The sequence below is a fragment of the Deltaproteobacteria bacterium PRO3 genome (assembly GCA_030263375.1).
In the GTDB taxonomy this organism is placed as follows: domain Bacteria; phylum UBA10199; class UBA10199; order DSSB01; family DSSB01; genus DSSB01.
Map to the genome: position 1 here is coordinate 1 of SZOV01000069.1, position 18,313 is coordinate 18,313.

At 64.9% G+C, this 18,313-nt stretch carries 22 protein-coding genes; 3 read left to right on the forward strand and 19 right to left on the reverse strand.

What is annotated here, in order from left to right; translation table 11 throughout:
• Positions 1-201 precede the first annotated feature (201 nt).
• The 15 genes from FBR05_10895 to FBR05_10965 form a co-directional block, all read right to left on the reverse strand.
• Entirely contained in the window at positions 202-411 is a 210-nt protein-coding gene (locus FBR05_10895; GenBank protein ID MDL1872697.1) for a cold-shock protein, read from the reverse strand.
• Positions 412-633: 222 nt separating this feature from the next.
• Positions 634-1,005 carry a septum formation initiator family protein gene (locus FBR05_10900; protein MDL1872698.1) on the reverse strand — a complete coding sequence of 124 codons (372 nt, stop codon included), beginning with the start codon at positions 1,003-1,005 and terminating at the stop codon, positions 634-636.
• Positions 1,006-1,078: 73 nt separating this feature from the next.
• On the reverse strand, positions 1,079-1,318 hold the full coding sequence (locus tag FBR05_10905) for a DUF2905 domain-containing protein (GenBank protein ID MDL1872699.1): 240 nt from the start codon (positions 1,316-1,318) through the stop codon (positions 1,079-1,081).
• Positions 1,319-1,325: 7 nt separating this feature from the next.
• Positions 1,326-2,351 (reverse strand): Holliday junction branch migration DNA helicase RuvB, encoded by a 1,026-nt coding sequence (ruvB, locus tag FBR05_10910; GenBank protein MDL1872700.1) that lies wholly within the window; start codon positions 2,349-2,351, stop codon positions 1,326-1,328.
• 35 nt (positions 2,352-2,386) lie between these two features.
• On the reverse strand, positions 2,387-4,276 hold the full coding sequence (locus tag FBR05_10915; GenBank protein ID MDL1872701.1) for a DUF4153 domain-containing protein: 1,890 nt from the start codon (positions 4,274-4,276) through the stop codon (positions 2,387-2,389).
• Between the two features lie 33 nt (positions 4,277-4,309).
• On the reverse strand, positions 4,310-4,906 hold the full coding sequence (gene ruvA, locus FBR05_10920; GenBank protein MDL1872702.1) for a Holliday junction branch migration protein RuvA: 597 nt from the start codon (positions 4,904-4,906) through the stop codon (positions 4,310-4,312).
• Positions 4,903-5,394 carry a crossover junction endodeoxyribonuclease RuvC gene (gene ruvC, locus FBR05_10925; GenBank protein ID MDL1872703.1) on the reverse strand — a complete coding sequence of 164 codons (492 nt, stop codon included), beginning with the start codon at positions 5,392-5,394 and terminating at the stop codon, positions 4,903-4,905. Before ruvC ends, ruvA begins: the two co-directional genes overlap by 4 nt.
• A gap of 6 nt (positions 5,395-5,400) precedes the next feature.
• A complete protein-coding gene (locus FBR05_10930) occupies positions 5,401-6,150 on the reverse strand; it encodes a YebC/PmpR family DNA-binding transcriptional regulator (GenBank protein ID MDL1872704.1) in 750 nt (249 codons plus the stop codon).
• A 72-nt stretch (positions 6,151-6,222) separates the two neighbouring features.
• On the reverse strand, positions 6,223-7,272 hold the full coding sequence (locus FBR05_10935; protein MDL1872705.1) for a hypothetical protein: 1,050 nt from the start codon (positions 7,270-7,272) through the stop codon (positions 6,223-6,225).
• Between the two features lie 12 nt (positions 7,273-7,284).
• A complete protein-coding gene (locus tag FBR05_10940) occupies positions 7,285-8,988 on the reverse strand; it encodes a hypothetical protein (GenBank protein ID MDL1872706.1) in 1,704 nt (567 codons plus the stop codon).
• Between the two features lie 98 nt (positions 8,989-9,086).
• A complete protein-coding gene (locus FBR05_10945) occupies positions 9,087-9,821 on the reverse strand; it encodes a glycerophosphodiester phosphodiesterase (protein MDL1872707.1) in 735 nt (244 codons plus the stop codon).
• Positions 9,818-10,561 (reverse strand): 16S rRNA (uracil(1498)-N(3))-methyltransferase, encoded by a 744-nt coding sequence (locus FBR05_10950; protein MDL1872708.1) that lies wholly within the window; start codon positions 10,559-10,561, stop codon positions 9,818-9,820. Before FBR05_10950 ends, FBR05_10945 begins: the two co-directional genes overlap by 4 nt.
• A 7-nt stretch (positions 10,562-10,568) precedes the next feature.
• Positions 10,569-11,336, reverse strand: a complete 768-nt coding sequence (locus FBR05_10955; protein MDL1872709.1) for a 3-hydroxyacyl-CoA dehydrogenase — start codon at positions 11,334-11,336, stop codon at positions 10,569-10,571.
• An 11-nt stretch (positions 11,337-11,347) separates the two neighbouring features.
• The gene (locus tag FBR05_10960; protein MDL1872710.1) at positions 11,348-12,529 is read right to left on the reverse strand and encodes a ribonuclease D; all 1,182 of its coding nucleotides are present in this window, start codon (positions 12,527-12,529) and stop codon (positions 11,348-11,350) included.
• 55 nt (positions 12,530-12,584) lie between these two features.
• Positions 12,585-13,154 (reverse strand): hypothetical protein, encoded by a 570-nt coding sequence (locus tag FBR05_10965; GenBank protein MDL1872711.1) that lies wholly within the window; start codon positions 13,152-13,154, stop codon positions 12,585-12,587.
• An 88-nt stretch (positions 13,155-13,242) separates the two neighbouring features.
• Here FBR05_10965 and sugE point away from each other — a divergent pair, with 88 nt between their 5' ends.
• Complete coding sequence (sugE, locus tag FBR05_10970) at positions 13,243-13,560, forward strand: quaternary ammonium compound efflux SMR transporter SugE (GenBank protein ID MDL1872712.1); 318 nt, start codon at positions 13,243-13,245, stop codon at positions 13,558-13,560.
• A gap of 12 nt (positions 13,561-13,572) precedes the next feature.
• Here the strand turns inward: sugE and FBR05_10975 are convergent, their stop codons facing one another.
• On the reverse strand, positions 13,573-14,817 hold the full coding sequence (locus FBR05_10975) for an MFS transporter (protein ID MDL1872713.1): 1,245 nt from the start codon (positions 14,815-14,817) through the stop codon (positions 13,573-13,575).
• Between the two features lie 167 nt (positions 14,818-14,984).
• The gene (locus FBR05_10980) at positions 14,985-15,194 is read right to left on the reverse strand and encodes a hypothetical protein (protein MDL1872714.1); all 210 of its coding nucleotides are present in this window, start codon (positions 15,192-15,194) and stop codon (positions 14,985-14,987) included.
• Between the two features lie 21 nt (positions 15,195-15,215).
• Here FBR05_10980 and FBR05_10985 point away from each other — a divergent pair, with 21 nt between their 5' ends.
• Positions 15,216-15,950, forward strand: a complete 735-nt coding sequence (locus FBR05_10985; GenBank protein ID MDL1872715.1) for a hypothetical protein — start codon at positions 15,216-15,218, stop codon at positions 15,948-15,950.
• Between the two features lie 54 nt (positions 15,951-16,004).
• Here FBR05_10985 and FBR05_10990 read toward each other — a convergent pair whose 3' ends face one another.
• Positions 16,005-16,604, reverse strand: a complete 600-nt coding sequence (locus tag FBR05_10990; GenBank protein MDL1872716.1) for a hypothetical protein — start codon at positions 16,602-16,604, stop codon at positions 16,005-16,007.
• 141 nt (positions 16,605-16,745) lie between these two features.
• Positions 16,746-17,636 (reverse strand): methyltransferase, encoded by an 891-nt coding sequence (locus FBR05_10995; protein MDL1872717.1) that lies wholly within the window; start codon positions 17,634-17,636, stop codon positions 16,746-16,748.
• Positions 17,637-17,788: 152 nt separating this feature from the next.
• Between FBR05_10995 and FBR05_11000 the strand changes: the two genes are divergently transcribed.
• A partial coding sequence (locus tag FBR05_11000; protein MDL1872718.1) for a hypothetical protein occupies positions 17,789-18,313 on the forward strand: 525 nt, incomplete at its 3' end.

Genomic DNA, 18,313 nt, shown 5'->3' on the forward strand with positions numbered 1-18,313 from the left:
CAGCCCCGGCCCCGGCGGCACCCGCGGCTCCGACCGCGCCGGCCGCTCCTGCGGCGCCTCCGGCTCCTGCTGCCCCCGGTGCCCCCGCGGCGCCCAGCGCCCCGGCCGCGCCTTCGGCTCCGGCCACTTGGTAATCCTATTCGGCAAAAAAAAACCCCGCTCCGGCTCGGAGCGGGGTTTTTTTATGGACAAAATTCGGTGCTAGACTTTGCTGACGTTGGTGGCCTGAGGTCCCTTGGCGCCGGTGGTGAGGTCGAATTCGACCGTCTGACCCTCGGACAAGGTCTTGTAACCGTCTCCGGAAATCGCGGAGTAATGGACGAACACGTCCTGTCCATTCTCCTGCTCGATGAAACCGAAGCCCTTATTGTTATTGAACCACTTGACCTTGCCGCGTTCGCGTTCTGCCATAAGGATTACCTCCATAAAAAAATGCAGCCCTCGAATCGGCGCGTCTCTTCAGCAAACACCCCTTCAACCGAAAGCTCGAAAACATTCGGCCGAATAGGGGGTTGTACGCGATCATTCAAGAACTGCATCATGTTAAAACACCTCTCCGCGGCCTGACAGGGGGCCGCGAAGAGTCTTGCTTGAGGGAATTTTTCCCAGAGGCGCCAGGTAGCCCAGGCGCCCTTAGTTGTCAACTGAGGACTGAGGGCTTGGGTCGGCGGGGGCCGAGGGGGAATCGAGCAGGATGAAGACCTCGTTGGGCTTCATGTAGCCGAAGCGCTCCCGGGCGAGGTACTCGAGGTAGCGGGGGTCCTGCAGGCGCTGGACCTCGGCGCGCAGCTCTTCCTGCTGGCGCAGCAGCCCGGCGTTCTCGTTTTGCAGGGAGCGGTAGAGCGACTTGAGGCGAAACAGGTCGAGGATGCCGTTGTTGCTGAACAGGGTCAAGAATCCGAAGCCCGCCAGGATCAGCAAGACGCCGCCGGCGAAGAAGCGCTTGAGAACCGGCGTCAATTGGCGGCGCGGGCGCGCGGCGGATTTTCCTTTGGCGGAGTTCATCTCTCTCCTGCTTAACAGAGGCGAGGTAGTTTTTCACGCACAATTTCCGGTTCCAGGGGCGAAAAAAAACCGCTCAGCGGCGCCGGCCGCCGATCCAATACAGCAGGAGGCTGAAAAAGAGGCTCAGCAGCAGTGAGGTCGCGATGGGGATATAAAGGCGGAAGCCCTCGCGCTTGACGGCGATGTCGCCGGGCAGGCGGCCCAGGTGTCGGAGCAGCGGCAGCTGCGAAAGCTGGGGCCAAAAATAAAGCCCCGCGCCGAGGAGGACGATCAAGAGGCCGGCGAGGACGAGGAATTTGCCCAGCTCCTGCATGGTGCCCTCAGAACAGCGAATCCTGCTTGGCCTTGAGGTCGGCCGCGCGCTCGGGGCGGGGCAGGCCGAAGTACTGGTAGGCGAGGTCCGTCGCCATCCGGCCGCGCGGCGTGCGCTGCAGGAATCCGCATTGGATGAGGTAGGGCTCGTAGACGTCCTCGATGGTGTCTTTCTCTTCGGCGATGGCGCTGGAGAGGGTTTCGACGCCCACCGGACCTCCTTGGAACTTCTCGAGGATGGTGCGCAGGATCTTGCGGTCCATGTGGTCGAAGCCCTTCTCGTCGACCTCCAAGAGGTTGAGGGCCTCTTTGGCGACCTTTTGGTCCAGCAGCCCCTGGGCCTTGACCTGCGCGTAGTCGCGGGAGCGCTTGAGCAGGCGGTTGACGATGCGGGGCGTGCCGCGGGCGCGCTGTGCCAGCTCGACGGCGCCCTCCTGCGTGATAGGGATCTCGAGGATCTTCGCGCTGCGCTTGACGATGGTCGCCAGCTCGTCGCCGCTATAGAAATCCAGCCGCGCCACGACGCCGAAGCGGTCGCGCAGCGGCGAGGTCAGCAGGCCGGCGCGGGTCGTCGCGCCCACCAGGGTGAAGCGCGGCAGGTCGAGTTTGATTGTCTTGGCCGAGGGGCCTTGGCCGATCACGATGTCGAGCTGAAAGTCCTCCATCGCGGGGTACAGGATCTCTTCGACCGTGGTGTTGAGGCGATGAATCTCGTCGATGAAGAGGACGTCGCGCTCTTCGAGATTGGTGAGGAGGGCGGCCAGGTCGCCGGGCCGCTCGATGGCGGGGCCGGAGGTCGACTTGATGTTGGCGCCCATCTCGTTGGCGATGATGATCGCGAGCGAGGTCTTGCCCAGGCCCGGCGGTCCCGAAAAGAGGCAGTGGTCCAGCGGCTCGCCCCGACGCTTCGCCGCCTCGATGAAGATCTCGAGCTTCTCCTTCACGCCCGTTTGTCCGACGTAGTCGGCGAGGCGCTTAGGCCGGAGCGAGCGGTCGATCTCTTCCTCCTCGGGAAGCAGGGCCGCGGCATCCATGTGGACGTTGTCACGGGACATGGGCGAGGATTAACTTAACTTCCTTTTTGAAACAACAGCGAAAATCGGACGTAATCGGGATAAACCTGCGCCCCCCGCTTCTCGAGGCGGATCTGGTCGAAGCGCAGCCGCGCCTTGCCTCCGGGAAGGGTCCGATCGAAGGTCATCTCCTCGGGCTTGAGGCGAAACATCGGGGATTCGCGCTCGGCGGGCGACGCGGTCTCGTAGCGAGTCTTGAGGAGAGGCCCGTAGATCGGCTCGAGGTCGATTTTCCCGAGCGGACGGCCTTCGAGATAGAGCTCGAGTTGTCTTCCCTCCTTGGGCAACACCGCGCAGACCGGAGACTCTTGGTTCCCCTGGGGGCACTCGGCGCTGGGGCGCCCGCCCTCGAGGAAACGAACCGCCTCGACGGGGAAGTAGAGGTCGAAGCCGCGTACGGAGACCTCGCGATAGGACGGAAAGTCGGTGAGGAAGTTGATCGCCACCGCCTCGGCCTCGACGAAGCCCTCCGGGGAAAGGGAGGGGTCGCGGGTCAAGATGCGGCGCAGAGGGCGAAGGTCGCAGCGGGGTTTTCCCTCCTCGTCGACGGTCTCCAATCTGGGGCCGAAATAAGGGCGAAGCCCTTCGCAGCCGTAGCGGCTTTCCAGGTAGCCGATTCGGCCGAGCAGCCCTTCCTTCGTCGCCGCGGGCAGGGCGAGCAGGGCCTCCGTCGCGGGGGCGCCGGGCGCCAAGCCGGCTTCCCTCAAGCTCGCCGCGAGCCGCGCCTCCTGGCTGCGACGGCTCACCTGATAGGGGCCCTGCGGGCCGCTCACCGTGAAGAGGGCGATCAGGCTGAGGCTGACCGGGATCCAGCGGATCCCGGGACGCTTCACCAGCAGGAAATACAGGCACAAGCCCAGGCCCCAGAGGCTGAGGACGACGGCGTAGTAGCGCGGCGGCGTCCAACCGAAGCGCTGGATCAGCCGAAAGACGGCGTAGGCCACCGCGCCCAGCATCGGGAGCAGCCCCAAGAAAAATCCCTTTTCGAAAGCCTTCAGCCAGCGCTCGCCGGGGTCCTCGCGGAGGGGGTAGAGCAGGAGATAGGTCAAGAGCCCGAAGCCGCCCCAGGCGAAGAAGGCCCCGGCCGTGGCGGGGTCGACCCTGCCTCCCGTCGCCAGCCGCTGGATCAGCCACAGCTCGAGGACGAGGCCGATGGCCACCGCCAAGGGCAGGAGGACGAATTGGGCAAAGGCCTTCAAGCCCCGCGGGTAGGGGGAAGGCTGGCGCTCCAAGGCCTCGAAATCCTCCGGCACCCCCGCCAAAAAGAACCAGGTATTGAAGATGCCGACGATCGAGGCGGCGAAAAAGACGAGGATATAGCCCAGGGCCCGAAACTCCAGGATCCTCGAGAGCGCCGCGAAGAACACCACGCAGCCGACGTAGAGAGTTCCGGAGAAGAGCAGGGCGGCCAAGATGCGAAGGAAAATGCGGCGATTGTATTCCCAAAATCCGCGCGGCTCCCGTCGGCCGAGGTAGGGCGCGTAGGCCGCGAAGGCGTGCAACGCAAAGAAGAGCCCGAGGTATTCGAAAAGAAAGGCCTCACCGACCGTCGCTTCGTTCCAGGAGCGCAGCCGCAGGTAATACAGACCCAGCGTCGCGAAGCCGAAGCCAAGCGGCAAGAGTTGCCGCGCCGGTCCCCGGTAACGCCGCTCGGCGATCAGGCTGAGTGAGTAGAGCCAGGAGATCCCCAGGGCCGCGACCAAGAGCAGGCGCCAATGCGCCCACTTCACCGGGTCGTCGCCCGACTGAAAGGCCGCCTGAATCACCAGCACCGTGCCCAGCGCGGCGACGGCCAGGACGCCGGGAAAACGCCGCAGGGCGCGCCCGGCCGCAGCGAGCAGTCCGGATTTGGATGCGGTTTGCGGCGTTTGGCTTTCGGTCGTCATGGAGGCTCCCTTCGTCGTCGCGGGAGTTAGGGCTCAGGACAGGGCCTTGAGCCCCTCGCGGACCAATTTTTCCAGCGGGAGCTCGTCGGCCCCGGGGATGGACTTCAAGGCCTGTTGCGCTTCTTGGCGGGTATAGCCCAGATTGACCAAGGCGCTGATCGCTTCTTCCGAAAGAGAGATCGGAGCGGCCAGGGCGGGCGCGGCAGCCTCGCCGCCCTTCGCCAACCAAGTCAGGACCTTGTCTTTCAGCTCGACGATGAGGCGCTCGGCGGTCTTCTTGCCGATGCCGGGGATCGCCGTCAGGCGAACCAGATCCTCGCCGCGGATCGCGGCGGCCAGGTCCTCGACCGGCAGGCCCGACATGATGGTCAGGGCCAGCTTGGGGCCGACGTTGCTCACCTGAATGAGCTTGAGGAAGAGCTCCTTCTCGGAGGCGCGGCGGAAGCCGTAGAGGCTGATGTTGTCCTCGCGCACGACGGTGTGGATCTTGAGCTCGAGCTTGGCGCCCAAATCGGGCAAAGAGAGGAGGGTGTTCTTGGCCAGAAAGACTTGGTAGCCGACGCCGCCGGTCACCAGCACCGCGTAGTCGGGTCCGATCTCTTCGAGGCTGCCTTGCAGGTAAGCGATCATCCGGCCTTCACCTTCTTCATCATGCGGTAGGAGTTGGCGTGGCAAAGCGCCACCGCGAGGGCGTCGGAGGCGTCGGCGAAGGCCGCGCCCGGCAGCTTCAAGAGGGCCTGAACCATCTTTTGGATCTGCTCCTTGCCGGCGTGTCCGTAACCGGTGACGGCCTGCTTGACCTGCAACGCGGTGTATTCGAAGAGCGGCAGGCCCGCGCGGGAGACCGCCACCATGGCGGCGCCGCGGGCATGGCCCAGCTTGAGCGTGCTTTGGACGTTTTTGGCGACGAAGATGTTCTCGATGGCGACCGCGTCCGGCGAGAATTTGCCGATCAGGGCCTCGACGTGGTCGTGGATGTAGCGCATGCGGTCGCCGAAGGCCTCCTTGGGGGGCGGAAAGATGCCGCCGTTGTCGAGGTGGGCGACGCGGCCCGAGACCTCCTCGATCAATCCGTAACCGGTCACCGTACAGCCGGGGTCGATGCCCAGGATCCGCATAAGCTCCTATTTCGCCAGCTTTTCCATTTCCTCTTCGGAGATGTCGAAGTTGGAATAGACGTTTTGCACGTCGTCGTGGTCCTCGAGGTTTTCCATCAACTTGAGCATCTTCTCGGCGGGGTCCCCGGTCAGCTTGACGGTGTTCTGCGGGATCAGGCCGATCTTGGCGCTCAGCGTGGGGATGTTTTTACCCTTGATCGCGTTCAGCACCGCATCGAAGCTCGCCGGATCGGCGAGGACCTCGAAGGAATCGCCGGCATCCTGGATGTCCTCGGCGCCCGCGTCGAGGGCGAGCTCCATGAGCGCGTCTTCGGCGACGGCCTTCTTGTCGACGACGATGCTGCCCTTCTTGTGAAAGACCCAGCCGACCGAGCCGGTCTCGCCCATGTTGCCGCCGCCCTTGCTGAGCAGGTGGCGGATCTCGGCGACGGTGCGGTTTTTGTTGTCGGTCAGGACCTCGATCATGATCGCGGCGCCGCCGGGACCGTAGGCCTCGTAGGTGATCTCGTCGTAGGTGACGCCTTCCATCTCGCCGGAGCCGCGCTTGATCGCGCGCTGGATGTTGTCGTTGGGCATGTTCTCGGCCTTGGCGGCGTCGATCGCGGTGCGAAGCCGGGGATTGCCCCCGGGGTCGCCGCCGCCCATCTTGGCGGCGACGGTGATCTCTTTGATGAGCTTGGAGAAGATTTTTCCGCGCTTGGCGTCGGTGGCGCCCTTCTTGCGCTTGATCGTTGCCCATTTACTGTGGCCGGACATGCTGAAACCTCGGATTCTAAAAAGGAAATTTCGAAAACAGACTGGATTTTGGATACCTGAGCGGCCGCGATTTCACAAGAGAAAGTTTGGCGCTTCGGGACTGGCGGCGAGCGTCGGAAGCCGCAGGGCCGCGGCCGCGCGGGCCCAGGCGGGCGGCAGGGCTGCATCGCCGATCAGGCAACGGAGCCGGCCGCCCAGCTGCGCGCGCAGGCGGCGGCGGGCGAGCCAGCCCAAGCTCTGTTCCTTTTCGGCCGGGAGCGCGAAGGCCTTGCCGAGGCCCTCGCGCTCGCCGGCATCGGGATTGAGCCAGGGTCCGTTCAAGAACAGGGCCTCCGGGCGAAAGCGGCGCAGCAGCGGACCGAGGGCCTCGCCCGGCGGTGCAAAGACCGACTGCAGGGCCGCGAAGATCGGCCAGTAGAGGCAGGCGACGCGCGCGAAGCTGCGGCTTAGGTCCGCCGCCGAGAGCAGGCGACGCGCCTTCGCGGCCCCGAGCGCGTGGCTCAGCTTGGCGCAGGCCTCGTTGACCTCGCCGTAGCGCAGCGGACGCTCTTCCAAAGCGCCGTCGGGCGCGACCCGAAGCGGGCTCATCTCGCGGTCCTCGGCCAGGCCCTGGCGGATGCGGCGGTAGGCGGCATGGTGCTTCGACTCGAAGCGGATCCCGGCGTTGAAGACGCGGCGAAAGCTGCGCGCGAGGCCCTCGGGATCGCCTTCGGGCTCTTCGGGCAAAATTACGCGCCGTAAGCCCTTGCTGCGTTCGCAGAGGACCCGCAGCGGGGCGAAGGTCTTGGCTTCGGCGTAGAGGAAGACCGGAGGATGGCGGCGGAACAATTCCTCGAGCCGCTCCGCGCCGATCTCCGCGGGCAGGGGCACGGTGCGCAGGCCTATCGTCAAGGCACCCAGCTCGGCGTAGCTCCAGGTGGGATGCGGCGAGGCGAGCAGGTAGAAACACTCGCCTTCGCGGGCGCCTTCCTCGAGCAGGCCCAGGCCGAAGTGCTTGGCCTTGGACTTGACGAACCACCAGGGCAGCTCATGGTATTCGCCGTCCTGCCAGAGACCCAGGGCCGGCGCCTCGGCCTGTTGCTTGGCCAGCTCGTAGAAGCGTTGCACGACGGTGAGGCTCATGGGGCTTTGGCCCTATTGCAGCTCGAAGCTCTTCTCGAAGGAAAACTGCGTCTCGGCGACCTTGTCGTAGACGGTGAAGACGGCGCGGTACTTCCCGACGGGGGCGTCCTTGGGCAGCTTGATCTGGTTGGCGAAGAGCATGCTGGGGTTGGCCTCCTTCACCACCTTGACCAGCTCGACGACGTTGGGTTGGTCCACCAGGACCTTGCCCTCCGGATCCTCCACCCGAAGGTCTTCGCCGATCGAGGCCTCCTGCTGCGCGTTCAGCTGAAATCCCTGCACCTTGAAGAAGACGAAGACCAAGTCGCCGCTGCGAAAGACCCCGTCCTTGCGGATCTGGCCGGGCGCGGGACCGGTCGCGAAGTAAAACTCCGCGAGGTTGAGCTTGTCGGAGGTGCTGGCGGGCAGGGGCGCCGCGCTCTTCGGCTTGTCGGGGACGGCCTTCGGCGCGGACGGCGCTGGGACCGGCGCGCCTTTCTTAGGAGCGGGCCGCGCGCCCGGCAAGAACACCTTCAGCCCCTCGATCGGGCCCAAGCCGTACTGGGCGCGGATCAAATTGTTCGGATTGCGAAAGCCGAAGTAGGCGACGGCCAAGACCAAGGCCACCGCGATCGCCGAACCGAGCCAGGCCTTCTGCGCCGGGGGCTTGGCGACGACCAAGGTGTCGGCCGCCATGTCGCCCAGGCGCTGCTTGCGGCGGCTCAGCGTCATCAGGGGATAGCCCAAAAAATAATCGAGGGGGCGGAAGAGATTGCGGATCAGGGCCCCGGTCCCGTCGGGCGGCTCGCCGTGGTCGAGGACGACCTGGCGCTTGAACAGGGCCTTGCCCGGCGTCGTCCCGGTGAGGAATTCCAGGACCGTGTAATAGGCGACGAAGAGCACCGGGAGGCTGAGCAGGACCACGTAGGAGAGCAGGGGCCGGCTTGGAACCATCAAGAGGAAGGTCCCGTAGATCAAGAGCAGCGAGAGGACCAGGTCGAGACACTCCGCGAAGATCCTGCTCAAGGTGGAGGCCAGCGGCGTGTGCGCCAGGTCGACGGCGGGGACGTAGCGGCGCGTCTTCTTGATGACGATCGTCTTCGCCGCGCGGTCGCCCAGCCGTTGGTTGAGCGGGGAGGACTCCATCGCGATCACCGCGATCAGGAAAAACAGCGGGTAGTCCACGATGCGCAAAAAATTACGGATGAAGACGTTGCCCAGCGAGGCGGCCTGGCCGCTCTCCTCGATAACGCGCAGGCGGCAGAAGAGCTTGCCCAGGGTGGCGCCGAACACGGATTCCATCGTGACGTAGTAGAAGAAGACGACCAGGAGGGTGATCCCGACGTGCATCAGGAAGCGCCCGCGACCCAGGTGCAGCGTGGCGATTCCCGGCATGCCGAAGAACTTGAGCAGGCCGTAGCCGACCAGGAAATAGGCGTAGAAGGCCACCAGCGAGTCGACGAGGAAGGCAGCGAAGCGGTCGCGCAGCGGGGCAGGCGAGTAGGCGCCCGCAGGCTGGGGGCGGGGCGCGGCACCCGAACGCGGCTCCTTGAGGACCACCGGCTGCGGCGGAGGCGGCTGATAGGGGAGCTCGCGCGGGGCCTCGCGGCGGGCTGTGGGCAGGGGCTCACCCATGGGGGTGGTGTTCTCATCGTGGACGACCACCCGGGAAGATCGCTTTTTGAATTCGATCTCGGTCAGCTCTTCTTCATCGTCGTCGTCCCAATTCAGGGGCATAAATTCTTTCAAGTGTCTAAGTGCCTAGGTGCCTAAGTGTCTAAGTTTTTGTACGCAGAATTTTTTTAATCAAAAACTTTGGCACTTCAACGCCTGGACTATCGACGCAGCGCAGCGATGGCCCAGGCCGGGTCATCCGTGATGATACCATCGACGCCCGCCTCGATGCACGCGTCTAATTGATGGAAATCATTGATGGTCCACACGAAGACTTTTTGGCCCTTGCGGTGGGTCCGCTCGACGAATTTCTTTTGGATCAGGCCGAAGGAGGGATGGATGGAATAGGGCTTGAGGAATTGCGCCGACCAGCCGCGCCGCAGCGGCAGCGGGGACTTCTCGTAGAGCAAGAGGCCGATGCGGATGGCGGGGTTCAGGGTCTGGAGGCGCGAGAGGATGGTGGGATTGAAAGAGCTCACCACGGCCCGGCGCAGGAGCTTGAACTTGAGGATGGCCTCGGCGACGTCCAGCTCGATGCCGCGGGAGCGAACCTCCATGCCCTTGATCTCGATGTTGATGAGCTCGAGCCCCCGCGCCAGGTCGAGGACCTCGTTCAAGGTCGGGATGCGCTCGCCGCGGTAGGCCTCGCCCTTGAAGCGGCCGAAATCCAGGCGGCGCAACTGCTTGAGGGTCATCTTCTGCAGGTCGCCCGCCTTGCCGCTCAGCTCCTGGGTTTCGCGGTTGTGGGTGACGACGATCTCGCCGGAGCCGCACTTCCAGACGTCGAACTCGATCCCGTCGGCGCCCTGGCGCAGGGCCAGCTCGAAGGCGGCTAGGGTGTTCTCGGGGGCTTGGGCGCTGGCGCCGCGGTGGGCGATGACCAAGGGGAGGCTCATGGCCCTTCCTCCTGCCCTTGCCGGAAAAAGTCCAGCGCCGCGGCGGCATAGAGCGCGGCGGTCTCGCTGCGCAGGACCGTCGCCCCCAGGGAGACCGGCGTGAAGGCGGCGTCGCAAGCCTGAGACTTCTCCTCCGGGCTGAGGCCCCCTTCGGGGCCGACCAGGATCGCCCAAGTCTGGGCGGCGCCGAGGACCTCGCGGAGCGGGGCCGCCCGGCTGCGCTCTTCCAAGAGGAGCTTGCGGCAGGCGGGCTCTTCGCCGCTGAGCTTCAAGAAGGACTTAAGGTCCATCGGCGGGTCGATCCGAGGCGAAGTGATTCTTTCACATTGTTTCAGCGTCTCTTGAGCAATCTTCTCCAAACGACTGATTTTATTGTCGGAAATTTCATCGCTTTTTCCAAAGCGCCCGCGACTGAGCAGCAGGGGGCTCAGGCGCTCGACGCCGAGCTCGGTGGCCTTTTCCACCAGCCATTCGAGACGGCTGAAGCGGATCAGGCCGATGCCGATCCAGAGCGGGAGGCGAGTCTCGGGGAGGGAGGCCAGGCGCTGAAGGATGCGGCCGACGCGGCGGCGGCCCTCGCCCTCGAGGCGGGCCTCGGCTCGGCTGCCGTCCGGGAGACACACCTCGAAGCGGTCCCCCGGCTTGAGGCGCAGGACGCGGCTGAGATGTCGCAGGTCCTCGGGCGCGATCTCGAAGCGCCCCTCGGCATCCGGGGCGTGGCGGACGGGGAATACCGGCATGGCGCTCCTATTTCATCCCCATGCGGAGGGCGCCGTCGAGGCGGATGACCTCCCCGTTGAGCATGGGGTTTTCGACGATATGGCGGGCCAGGGCGGCGAATTCGGCCGGATTACCCAGGCGCTTAGGAAAGGGGACCTGCTCGGCCAAGGACTGGCGCGCGGGCTCGGGGAGCTTGGCGAGCATCGGCGTGTCGAAGATGCCGGGCGCGATGGTGGCGACGCGGATGCCGTAGGCGGCGAGATCGCGGGCCAAGGGCAGGGTGAGCGAGACGATGCCGCCCTTGGAGGCCGCGTAGGCGGTCTGTCCCATCTGGCCGTCGAAGGCGGCGATGGAGGCGGTGTTGATCAGCACGCCGCGCTCGCCGTCGGCGTTGGGGGCGTTTTCGGCCATGAGGGCCGCGGCGAGCCGGCAGACGTTGAAGGTGCCGACCAGGTTGACCTTGAGGGTGAACTCGAAGGTCTGGAGATCGACGGGCTGGCCCTTTTGCAAGGTCTTGAGGGCGAAGGCGATGCCCGCGCAATTGACGGCGACGTGCAGGGCGCCGAAGCGCTCTTTGGCGGCGGCGAGGGCCTGCTGGACCGCGGCCTCGTCGGAGACGTCGGCGGGGGCGAAGAGGGCCCGCTCGCCCAGCTGCGCGACGCTCGCCGCATTCTCGTCGCGGGCGAGATCGACGACGACGACCTTGGCGCCGGATTGAAGGAAGGCCTCGGCCACCGCCCGGCCCAGGCCGGAGGCGCCGCCGGTGACGAGGGCGACGGAGTCATTTAATTGCATAAGGTTCGTTCCTAAAGGTGCTGGATCTTGATCCGGCCGTTCTCGATCGACAGGGCGCGCCGGCCTTCGAGCATCGCGCGCAGGTCCTCGCCGATCAAGGCCGCGACCTGCGGCGAGCACAGGCCTTGCTCCACCCATTGCTTCGGGTCGTGGAGCTTTTCAAGCACAATCTTGCGCAGCTCGTGGGTGGTGAGCAGGTGCCGCGAGGCGATCTGCAGCTGTTCGCTCAAATTTCGCAGGTAGGTGCCCAGCAGGTCGATGACGCGGGCCTGGGCGGCGTTGGGGATGTTGGGGCGCGGCGCCTCGGGCAACAGCTCGTTGGGCTTGTTGCGATGCGCCTCGATGATCGCCAGAAGGGCCTTGCCCTGGCGCTGGATCTCGCCGGAATTGATGCCGCGGAACTTCCCCAGCTGCTCGACGGTGGAGGGCCGGGCGTTGGCGATGTGAAAGAGGGTCTCGTCGTCCGCCACGCGGCGGCGCGGGATGTTCAGGGCCCGGGCGCGCTTCTCGCGCCAGGCGACCAGGTCGCGGAGGATGGCGAAGCTGCGCGCCGAAATCCGGCCGCTTTTCGCCAGACGCTCGGCGATCTCCTCGGAGTTGTCTTCGTAGAGCTTGGGATTTTCATAATAGGCGCTCAGCTCGAGGGCCCAGCCCTTCCGGTCGAGCTTCTCCAGGCGCCGCAACATGCGGTCGCCGATCTCGACCAAATATTCCACGTCGGAGAGGGCGTACTTCTTCAGCTCCTCGCTGATCGGCCGGCGCAGCCAGTCGGTGCGGGCGTGGCTTTTGCCGACGTTGAGCTGAAGCTCCATCCGGATCAGGTCGCGGAGACTGACGCTCTCGCCCAGCCCGAGCAGCGAGGCGGCTTCAAAGGTGTCGAAGAGGGGCGAGGCCAACGCGCCGTAGCTGTGGTAGAGGCACTCCTGGTCGCCGTGCGCGCTGTGCACCACCTTCAAGATCTCGGGCCGGCGCAGCACCTCCAAAAAAGGCTCCATGTCGGCGGGCTTCAAGGCCAAGACGTCGATCAGCCAGGCCTCGTGGCGCGTGGCGGTCTGGATCAAGGCCAGCTTCGGGAGGTAGGTGCTCTCGCGGATGAACTCGGTGTCGAAGGCGATGAGGGGTTCTTTGGCCAAGGCCGCGCTGACTTCGCGGAGGGCCTCGGGGCTCTGGATCATGTCAAAGTGGGACTGCATCTGGGCGCATGATACCCGAGGGGGGCGCCCTGTCAATGAGGGCCTGGATTTCCCGTCAGCATACGACGCCGTGCGGCAATTGCCCCGGGTCCAAAGGAATGGGGATGCTGAAGAAATTGCGGCGGGTCAAATGCCCCGAGGCGTCCTCGCTCAGGATGACGTCCAGGTGATGCCAGCGCGGGTCATTGGGAAAACGGACGTAGGCGTGGACCATAAACTCGTCGGCCTTCAGCTGGGGCGCCGGCTTCTCGGGAGGGGCGGGGCGGACCATGTCCTGGGCCGGCGGGAGCGGCTCCATCTTGGCCGACTGGGCCTCGATAATGACTTGGGGGTCGGATTTGTCCGTCGGCAGGAGTGGGGGATTTTTTCGGTAATTCTGGAACTTATGCCAGGACCAGGGGATGACGTGCGGGTGGCGGATCTCGACCCGGGGTCCGTAGTAGGCCACGATCTCCTGGACCGCGAAGTCCACGCGCCGCCGCTCCTCGGGACTCTGCGGGGGATGCGGGTTATACGCGGGCGGCTCGGGCAGAGGCATGATCGCCATCTCGGCGGCCACCGGCCTGGCAAAGCCGGCGGGGGCGGCGAACAGGATCAGGGCGAGGGCGATTCCTAAGGCTTTCATAATTTCCTCCATGGGCGTTCCTGGAGCGCAGACGTCCCTTCCTAAAAAGAGGGTTTGGATATTTTGAAAAATTTTATAGGGAGGGGCTATGGCCTGGATCTACCTCTTCGTCGCCGGACTGCTCGAGATCGCCTGGGCGGTCGGCATGAAATACTCCGAGGGCTTCACCCGTCGTTGGCCGAGCGTCTTCACGCTCGTCATGATGCTGCTCAGTTTCGGCTTCCTCTCCTTGGCCCTGAAGCGGCTTCCCATCGGCACCGCCTATGCGATCTGGACGGGGATCGGCGCCGTCGGCGTCACGATCTGGGGCATCGTTTTCTTCGGCGAGGCGGCGGGGGCCCTGCGCCTGGCCTGCATCGCCCTGATCGTCGCGGGCATCATCGGCCTCAAGTGGGTTTCTTCCTAAGGGGCATGCCTCTCAATACATAGGCTCCTCGAGGCGCTTGAAGCGGCGGATCTCGGGGAAGAGGCGGTACCAGACCCCCACCACCGCGAGGGTCCCCAGGCCGCCGATCACGACCGCCGGCACCGTCCCGAACCAGCTCGCGGTCAGCCCCGACTCGAACTCGCCCAATTCGTTGGAGGCCCCGATGAAGACCAGGTTGACCGCGCTGACCCGGCCGCGCATCTCGTGCGGGGTCTGCACCTGGACCAAGACTCCGCGGATCACCACGCTCACCATGTCGGCCGCTCCCAGGACAAAGAGGCAGAGCAGCGAGAAGTGAAAATTCTTCGAGATCCCGAACAAGACCGTCGCCACGCCGAAGAGCGCCACGCAAGCCAGCATGGTCTCTCCGGCGCGCTTGAGCGGCGGCAGATAGGCGAGGGCGATCGCCATCAGCGCGGCGCCCAGCGCGGGCGCGGCCCGCAGCATGCCGAGGCCGGAGGCGCCGACCTTCAGGATGTCGTTGGCGTAGACCGGGAGCAGGGCGACGGCCCCGCCCAGTAGGACCGCGAAGAGGTCCAGCGAGATGGTCCCCAGGATGATCTTCTTGTCCCAGACAAAGCGGATACCCGCAAGCAGGGTCTTCAAGGTCATCAGCGAGGCCTCGAGGCGCTCGGTCCGGTTGCGGATCAGGGCCACCAAGAGGAAGGAGGCCAGGCGCATCGCCGCGACGACGATCAGCACGGTCTCGGGGCGGCCGCTCATCGCGTAGATCCAGCCCGCGGCGGCCGGGCCCGCGATGAAGGCGATCTGCATGGTCGAGGAGTTCCACTTCACCGCGTTGCTGAAGATCGGGGCCGGCACCAGCTGGGGGACAATCGCCTGGCTGGCCGGCCCATCGAAGGCGTTGGCGATCCCCAGCAGGAAGAGCAGGAGATAGACCCCCCAGAGGGCGCTCAGCTGGGTCCCCGCGACCAAGGCCAAGGCCGCGACCCCCAGGAACTGCAGGCCGCGGCAGACCAGAATCACCCGTCGGCGGTCGTAGCGGTCGGCGGTATGGCCCGCGAAGACCGTGAAGGCCATCTTCGGGACGAAGAGGGCGAGGCCGACGTAGCCCAGGTAGAGGGGGTCGCGCGTCCACTCGTAGATCCACTGGCCCAGGGCGACGTTCATCATCTGATGGGAGGTCAGGGCCAGAAAACGCGCGGAGATGAAATAGCGAAAATCCCGGTGGCGGAAGGCGGCTCGGGGATGCGGGACTTGAGGGGCTTGGCTCATAGGGGCTTGCGAAGGGGCCATTTAAGGCCTAGGCCGTGATATTTGCTATCTTTTTTGCGAAAAAAAGGCCAATAAAGAGCTAGCAGTCAACTTTGCGGGCGAAATCCTAGATAATGTAGGCGTGTGGGGCTGGGGTGCCAAGAGGTCCGCCGATGTCAGGTGAAATTTCATCCACCAGCCCGTCCCGCACGACGCCCCCCGTCTCGGAGGCCCCGCCGCCCAACGACCAGGCGGCCGTCGACCAAGCCCAAAAAAACCAGCAGGCCCAACAGGCCCAGGCCGCCGAGCAGGCCAAGCTCGAGCAGATGGCCCAAAAGACCGAAAAGCCCCAGGGCCTCTCCTTCGAGTTCCTCAACGCCTTTTCCACCGTCGTCCACGAGGGTTTTGAAAACTACCGCGTGCCCCAGGGCAGCGCCTCTTCGGGTGCCTACGGCGACGGCAAGGGGCAGGAGATGCAGAAGGAGATGCAGGTCCTGCGCGAATTCCTCCGCGAGGCCAACCGCATGGTGCTCGTGCAAAAGATGGAGATGTCCCAGGTCCTCAATCAACTCAAGGTGCAGCAGGGCGGCGCCTTTTGGAACAAGCTGCAACAGATCCTGCAGAAGGGCATCCCCGCCCACCAGGCCGTCCTCTTCCAAAGGCTCGACAAGGACGCCGGGGACATCAAGCATAAGTTCGGCGCGCCCGAAATCCCCACGGCGGTCGGCGAGAAGGCCGGGGAGGCCGCCAAGGCCTCGGGAAATCCCGCGGGCCAGGCCTTGGCCGAGATGCTCAAGGCCGAGGCCAACCCCACGACGCAGATCGAGCACATGATCCTCGCCCTGCAGATCCTCCACCGGGAGGGATTGAAAGATTCCTCGCAGAAGCTGCTCGGCTATCTCAAGCACCGCTGGGGCATGTCCGACGAGGAGCTGCGGCGCTTCCTTTCCGAACACAACCTGCCGTATTACCTTGGTCCCATGCCGAAACAAGACCGCGAGGAGAAGGCGCAGGGCACCTTCTGGTATCCCGTCCTCGCGCTCGTCGCGGTGCCCGTCGGCATGCTCGCGGGCATGGACTTTCTCTGGGCCTCCGTCCTCGGCATCGCGCTGTTGGGCTTCCTCCTCATCCTCACCGCCCAGCGCAAAAACTAAAAAAAAAGGCCCCCCATCGCCGGGAGGCCTTTTTCAGAATACGCAAAGCGCGGGTTAGCTGCAGCTGACCGAACCGCTGGCCGTGCCGCCCGAGAAATTGACCTCGAGGGCGTCGTAGTTGCAGGTGGTGTCCCCGCCGGTGCAAGCCCCACCGACCGCTCCGTCCAGCGAGAAGAGGCCGTTGAGGAAGTTGGTCAGGTCGGGGATGTCCACGTTGATCGCGAAATTGTCGAAGGTGACCACGCAGCCGTTGCCGCCGACGTCGCCGTTGATCGTGTAGCTGTAGACGATCGAGGGGGTCTCGACGTCCGCGGAACCCACCACCGAGATCGAGCCGTCCATCGAGGTGCAACCGGAAAGGTCCATGTCGAGATTGAAGCTGATGGGGTCGCCATCCGTGACGTCGCCGGAGACGACGAAGGTGCCGCCGCCCGCGCAGGGCACGTCGGTGATGTTGACCGACGCGAACTTCATCGAGGAAGTGGCCGAGGCGGTGGCCTGTTGGATGCCGGTCTGGGCGTTGGCTTGAGTGACGGCCACGTTGGACTGCGTGTCCGCTTGAGCGTTGCCGGTGCCGGTGCCCGGATCGATGGCGCCGCCACCGCCGCCGTTGCCGTCGCCGCAGGCGACCATGCCGAACACGGCCGAAGCCAAGACCATACCCTTGAGAACAGACTTATTCCTTCCGAACATTCGAGATTCTCCCTTCAGAGATTGAAAGTGGTGATTGAGGGCGCGTACCTAGCGGCGCATGGGCCAAGAATCAAGGAAAATTCCTAGAGACAGGCGTATTCCTCAGGGCTTACGCAGGAGGAATATCGACCAGCCCCTCCGGTTCTCGGAGCGGACCAGCTTGAGAGACCGGTAGGCCCGGCGCAGGGCCCGACGGTCTTTATAGAGCAGGCCCGTCAGGATGAGGCGCCCGCCGGGTGCGAGTTTGCGAACGAGGGCACCTTGAAGCTCCACGAGGACGTTCAAGCCAATGTTCGAGACGATCAGGGGAAAGCGGCCCGGGACCTCCTCGAGGTCGGCATGCAGCGCGATGCCGCGTACCCCGTTGCGCCGGAAATTCTCTTTGGCCACGGACAAGGCCTCCGGGTCGTTGTCGACAGCGACGACGCGTTTGGCCCCCATCTTGCGCGCGACCATCGCCAGGATGCCGGTGCCGCAGCCGAGGTCCAGGACCAAGGCGGCCCCGGATTTTCCCATCGCCTCGGCCAAGTATTCCGCCGCCAGGCGCGTCGTGGTGTGGGTCCCGGTGCCGAAGGCGAGGCCCGCCTCGATGTAGAGGGTCTTCGGATCCCGTCGCGAGGGGAGCTTCCCGCGCGGGTCCACGATCCAGGGACCGCCGGCGACGGAGGCGGGCAGCAAGGCGAAGGGCCGCAGGGTGCGCTGATATTTCCGGACCCAGGAGCGGTCCCGGATCAAGCGGCGCCGCAACTTTCGAAAGACCTTTTTTCCGCCCCGCGCCCGTTCCCATCGCTGGACGGCCTTGCGAAAGGCCTCGAAACGAAAACCCTTGGGCAGCTCGGCGCTCAATTGCATCCCCGACCGGCGCCGCCGGGTCTGCGAGCTTAAGATCCCCCATTGGTAGAGCAGGCCGATCGCCAGGTCCAAGTCGCGGGGGGCGAGCTCGGCCTCCAGCTGGTGGAAGGGGCGGGGGGCGCTGAATTTCTTCCTTGGCATTCGGAATCTTCGCTCCTATAGAGGGCCGGCGGCTCCGCGGCCGGCTTCGTCGTAAGTCGTTGAAAAATAATGACGGCTTGCGGGCCTTTGCGACGGCCCCGGATCCGGCGGCGGAAAGCCTGCCGGCGGAGCGTTAACCGATTAGGGATTTTGTGAAAGCCTTTTTTCGCGGACTCGTCCGTTTTCTCCTCAAGTATTACTGGCTGGTGATCCTTCTCGCCTTGGCCTCCGCGGGATTTTCCTACCCTAGGATGATCCACCTCTTCAAGACGATCAGCACCGACCCCATCGACCTGCTGCCTCAGGACTATCCCAGCGTCCAGACCCTGCTCAAGATCCGCGACAAGCTCAAGCCGAAGAAGAGCTTCGGCGTCGTCCTCGAATCCTCCGACGCCGAGGCGATCCAGCGTGCGCTCTACGACCTGAAGGCGCGCTTCGAGCGACTCCCCGAGGTGGGGCGGGCCCTGGTCACGAAGCCGGGCTACGCCTTTTTCGACAAGCACAAGCTGCTCTACCTCGAGCTGGAAGACTTAAAGGAGATCCGGGAAAGGGTCCGGCGCAAGATCCAGCAGGAAAAGCTGGGCCCGCTCTACATCAGCTTCGACGAGGAGGGCGACCGCTGCGATGGCGCCCACGGTCGCCACGAGGCAGGACCCCATATCGGTATGGCAATGCTG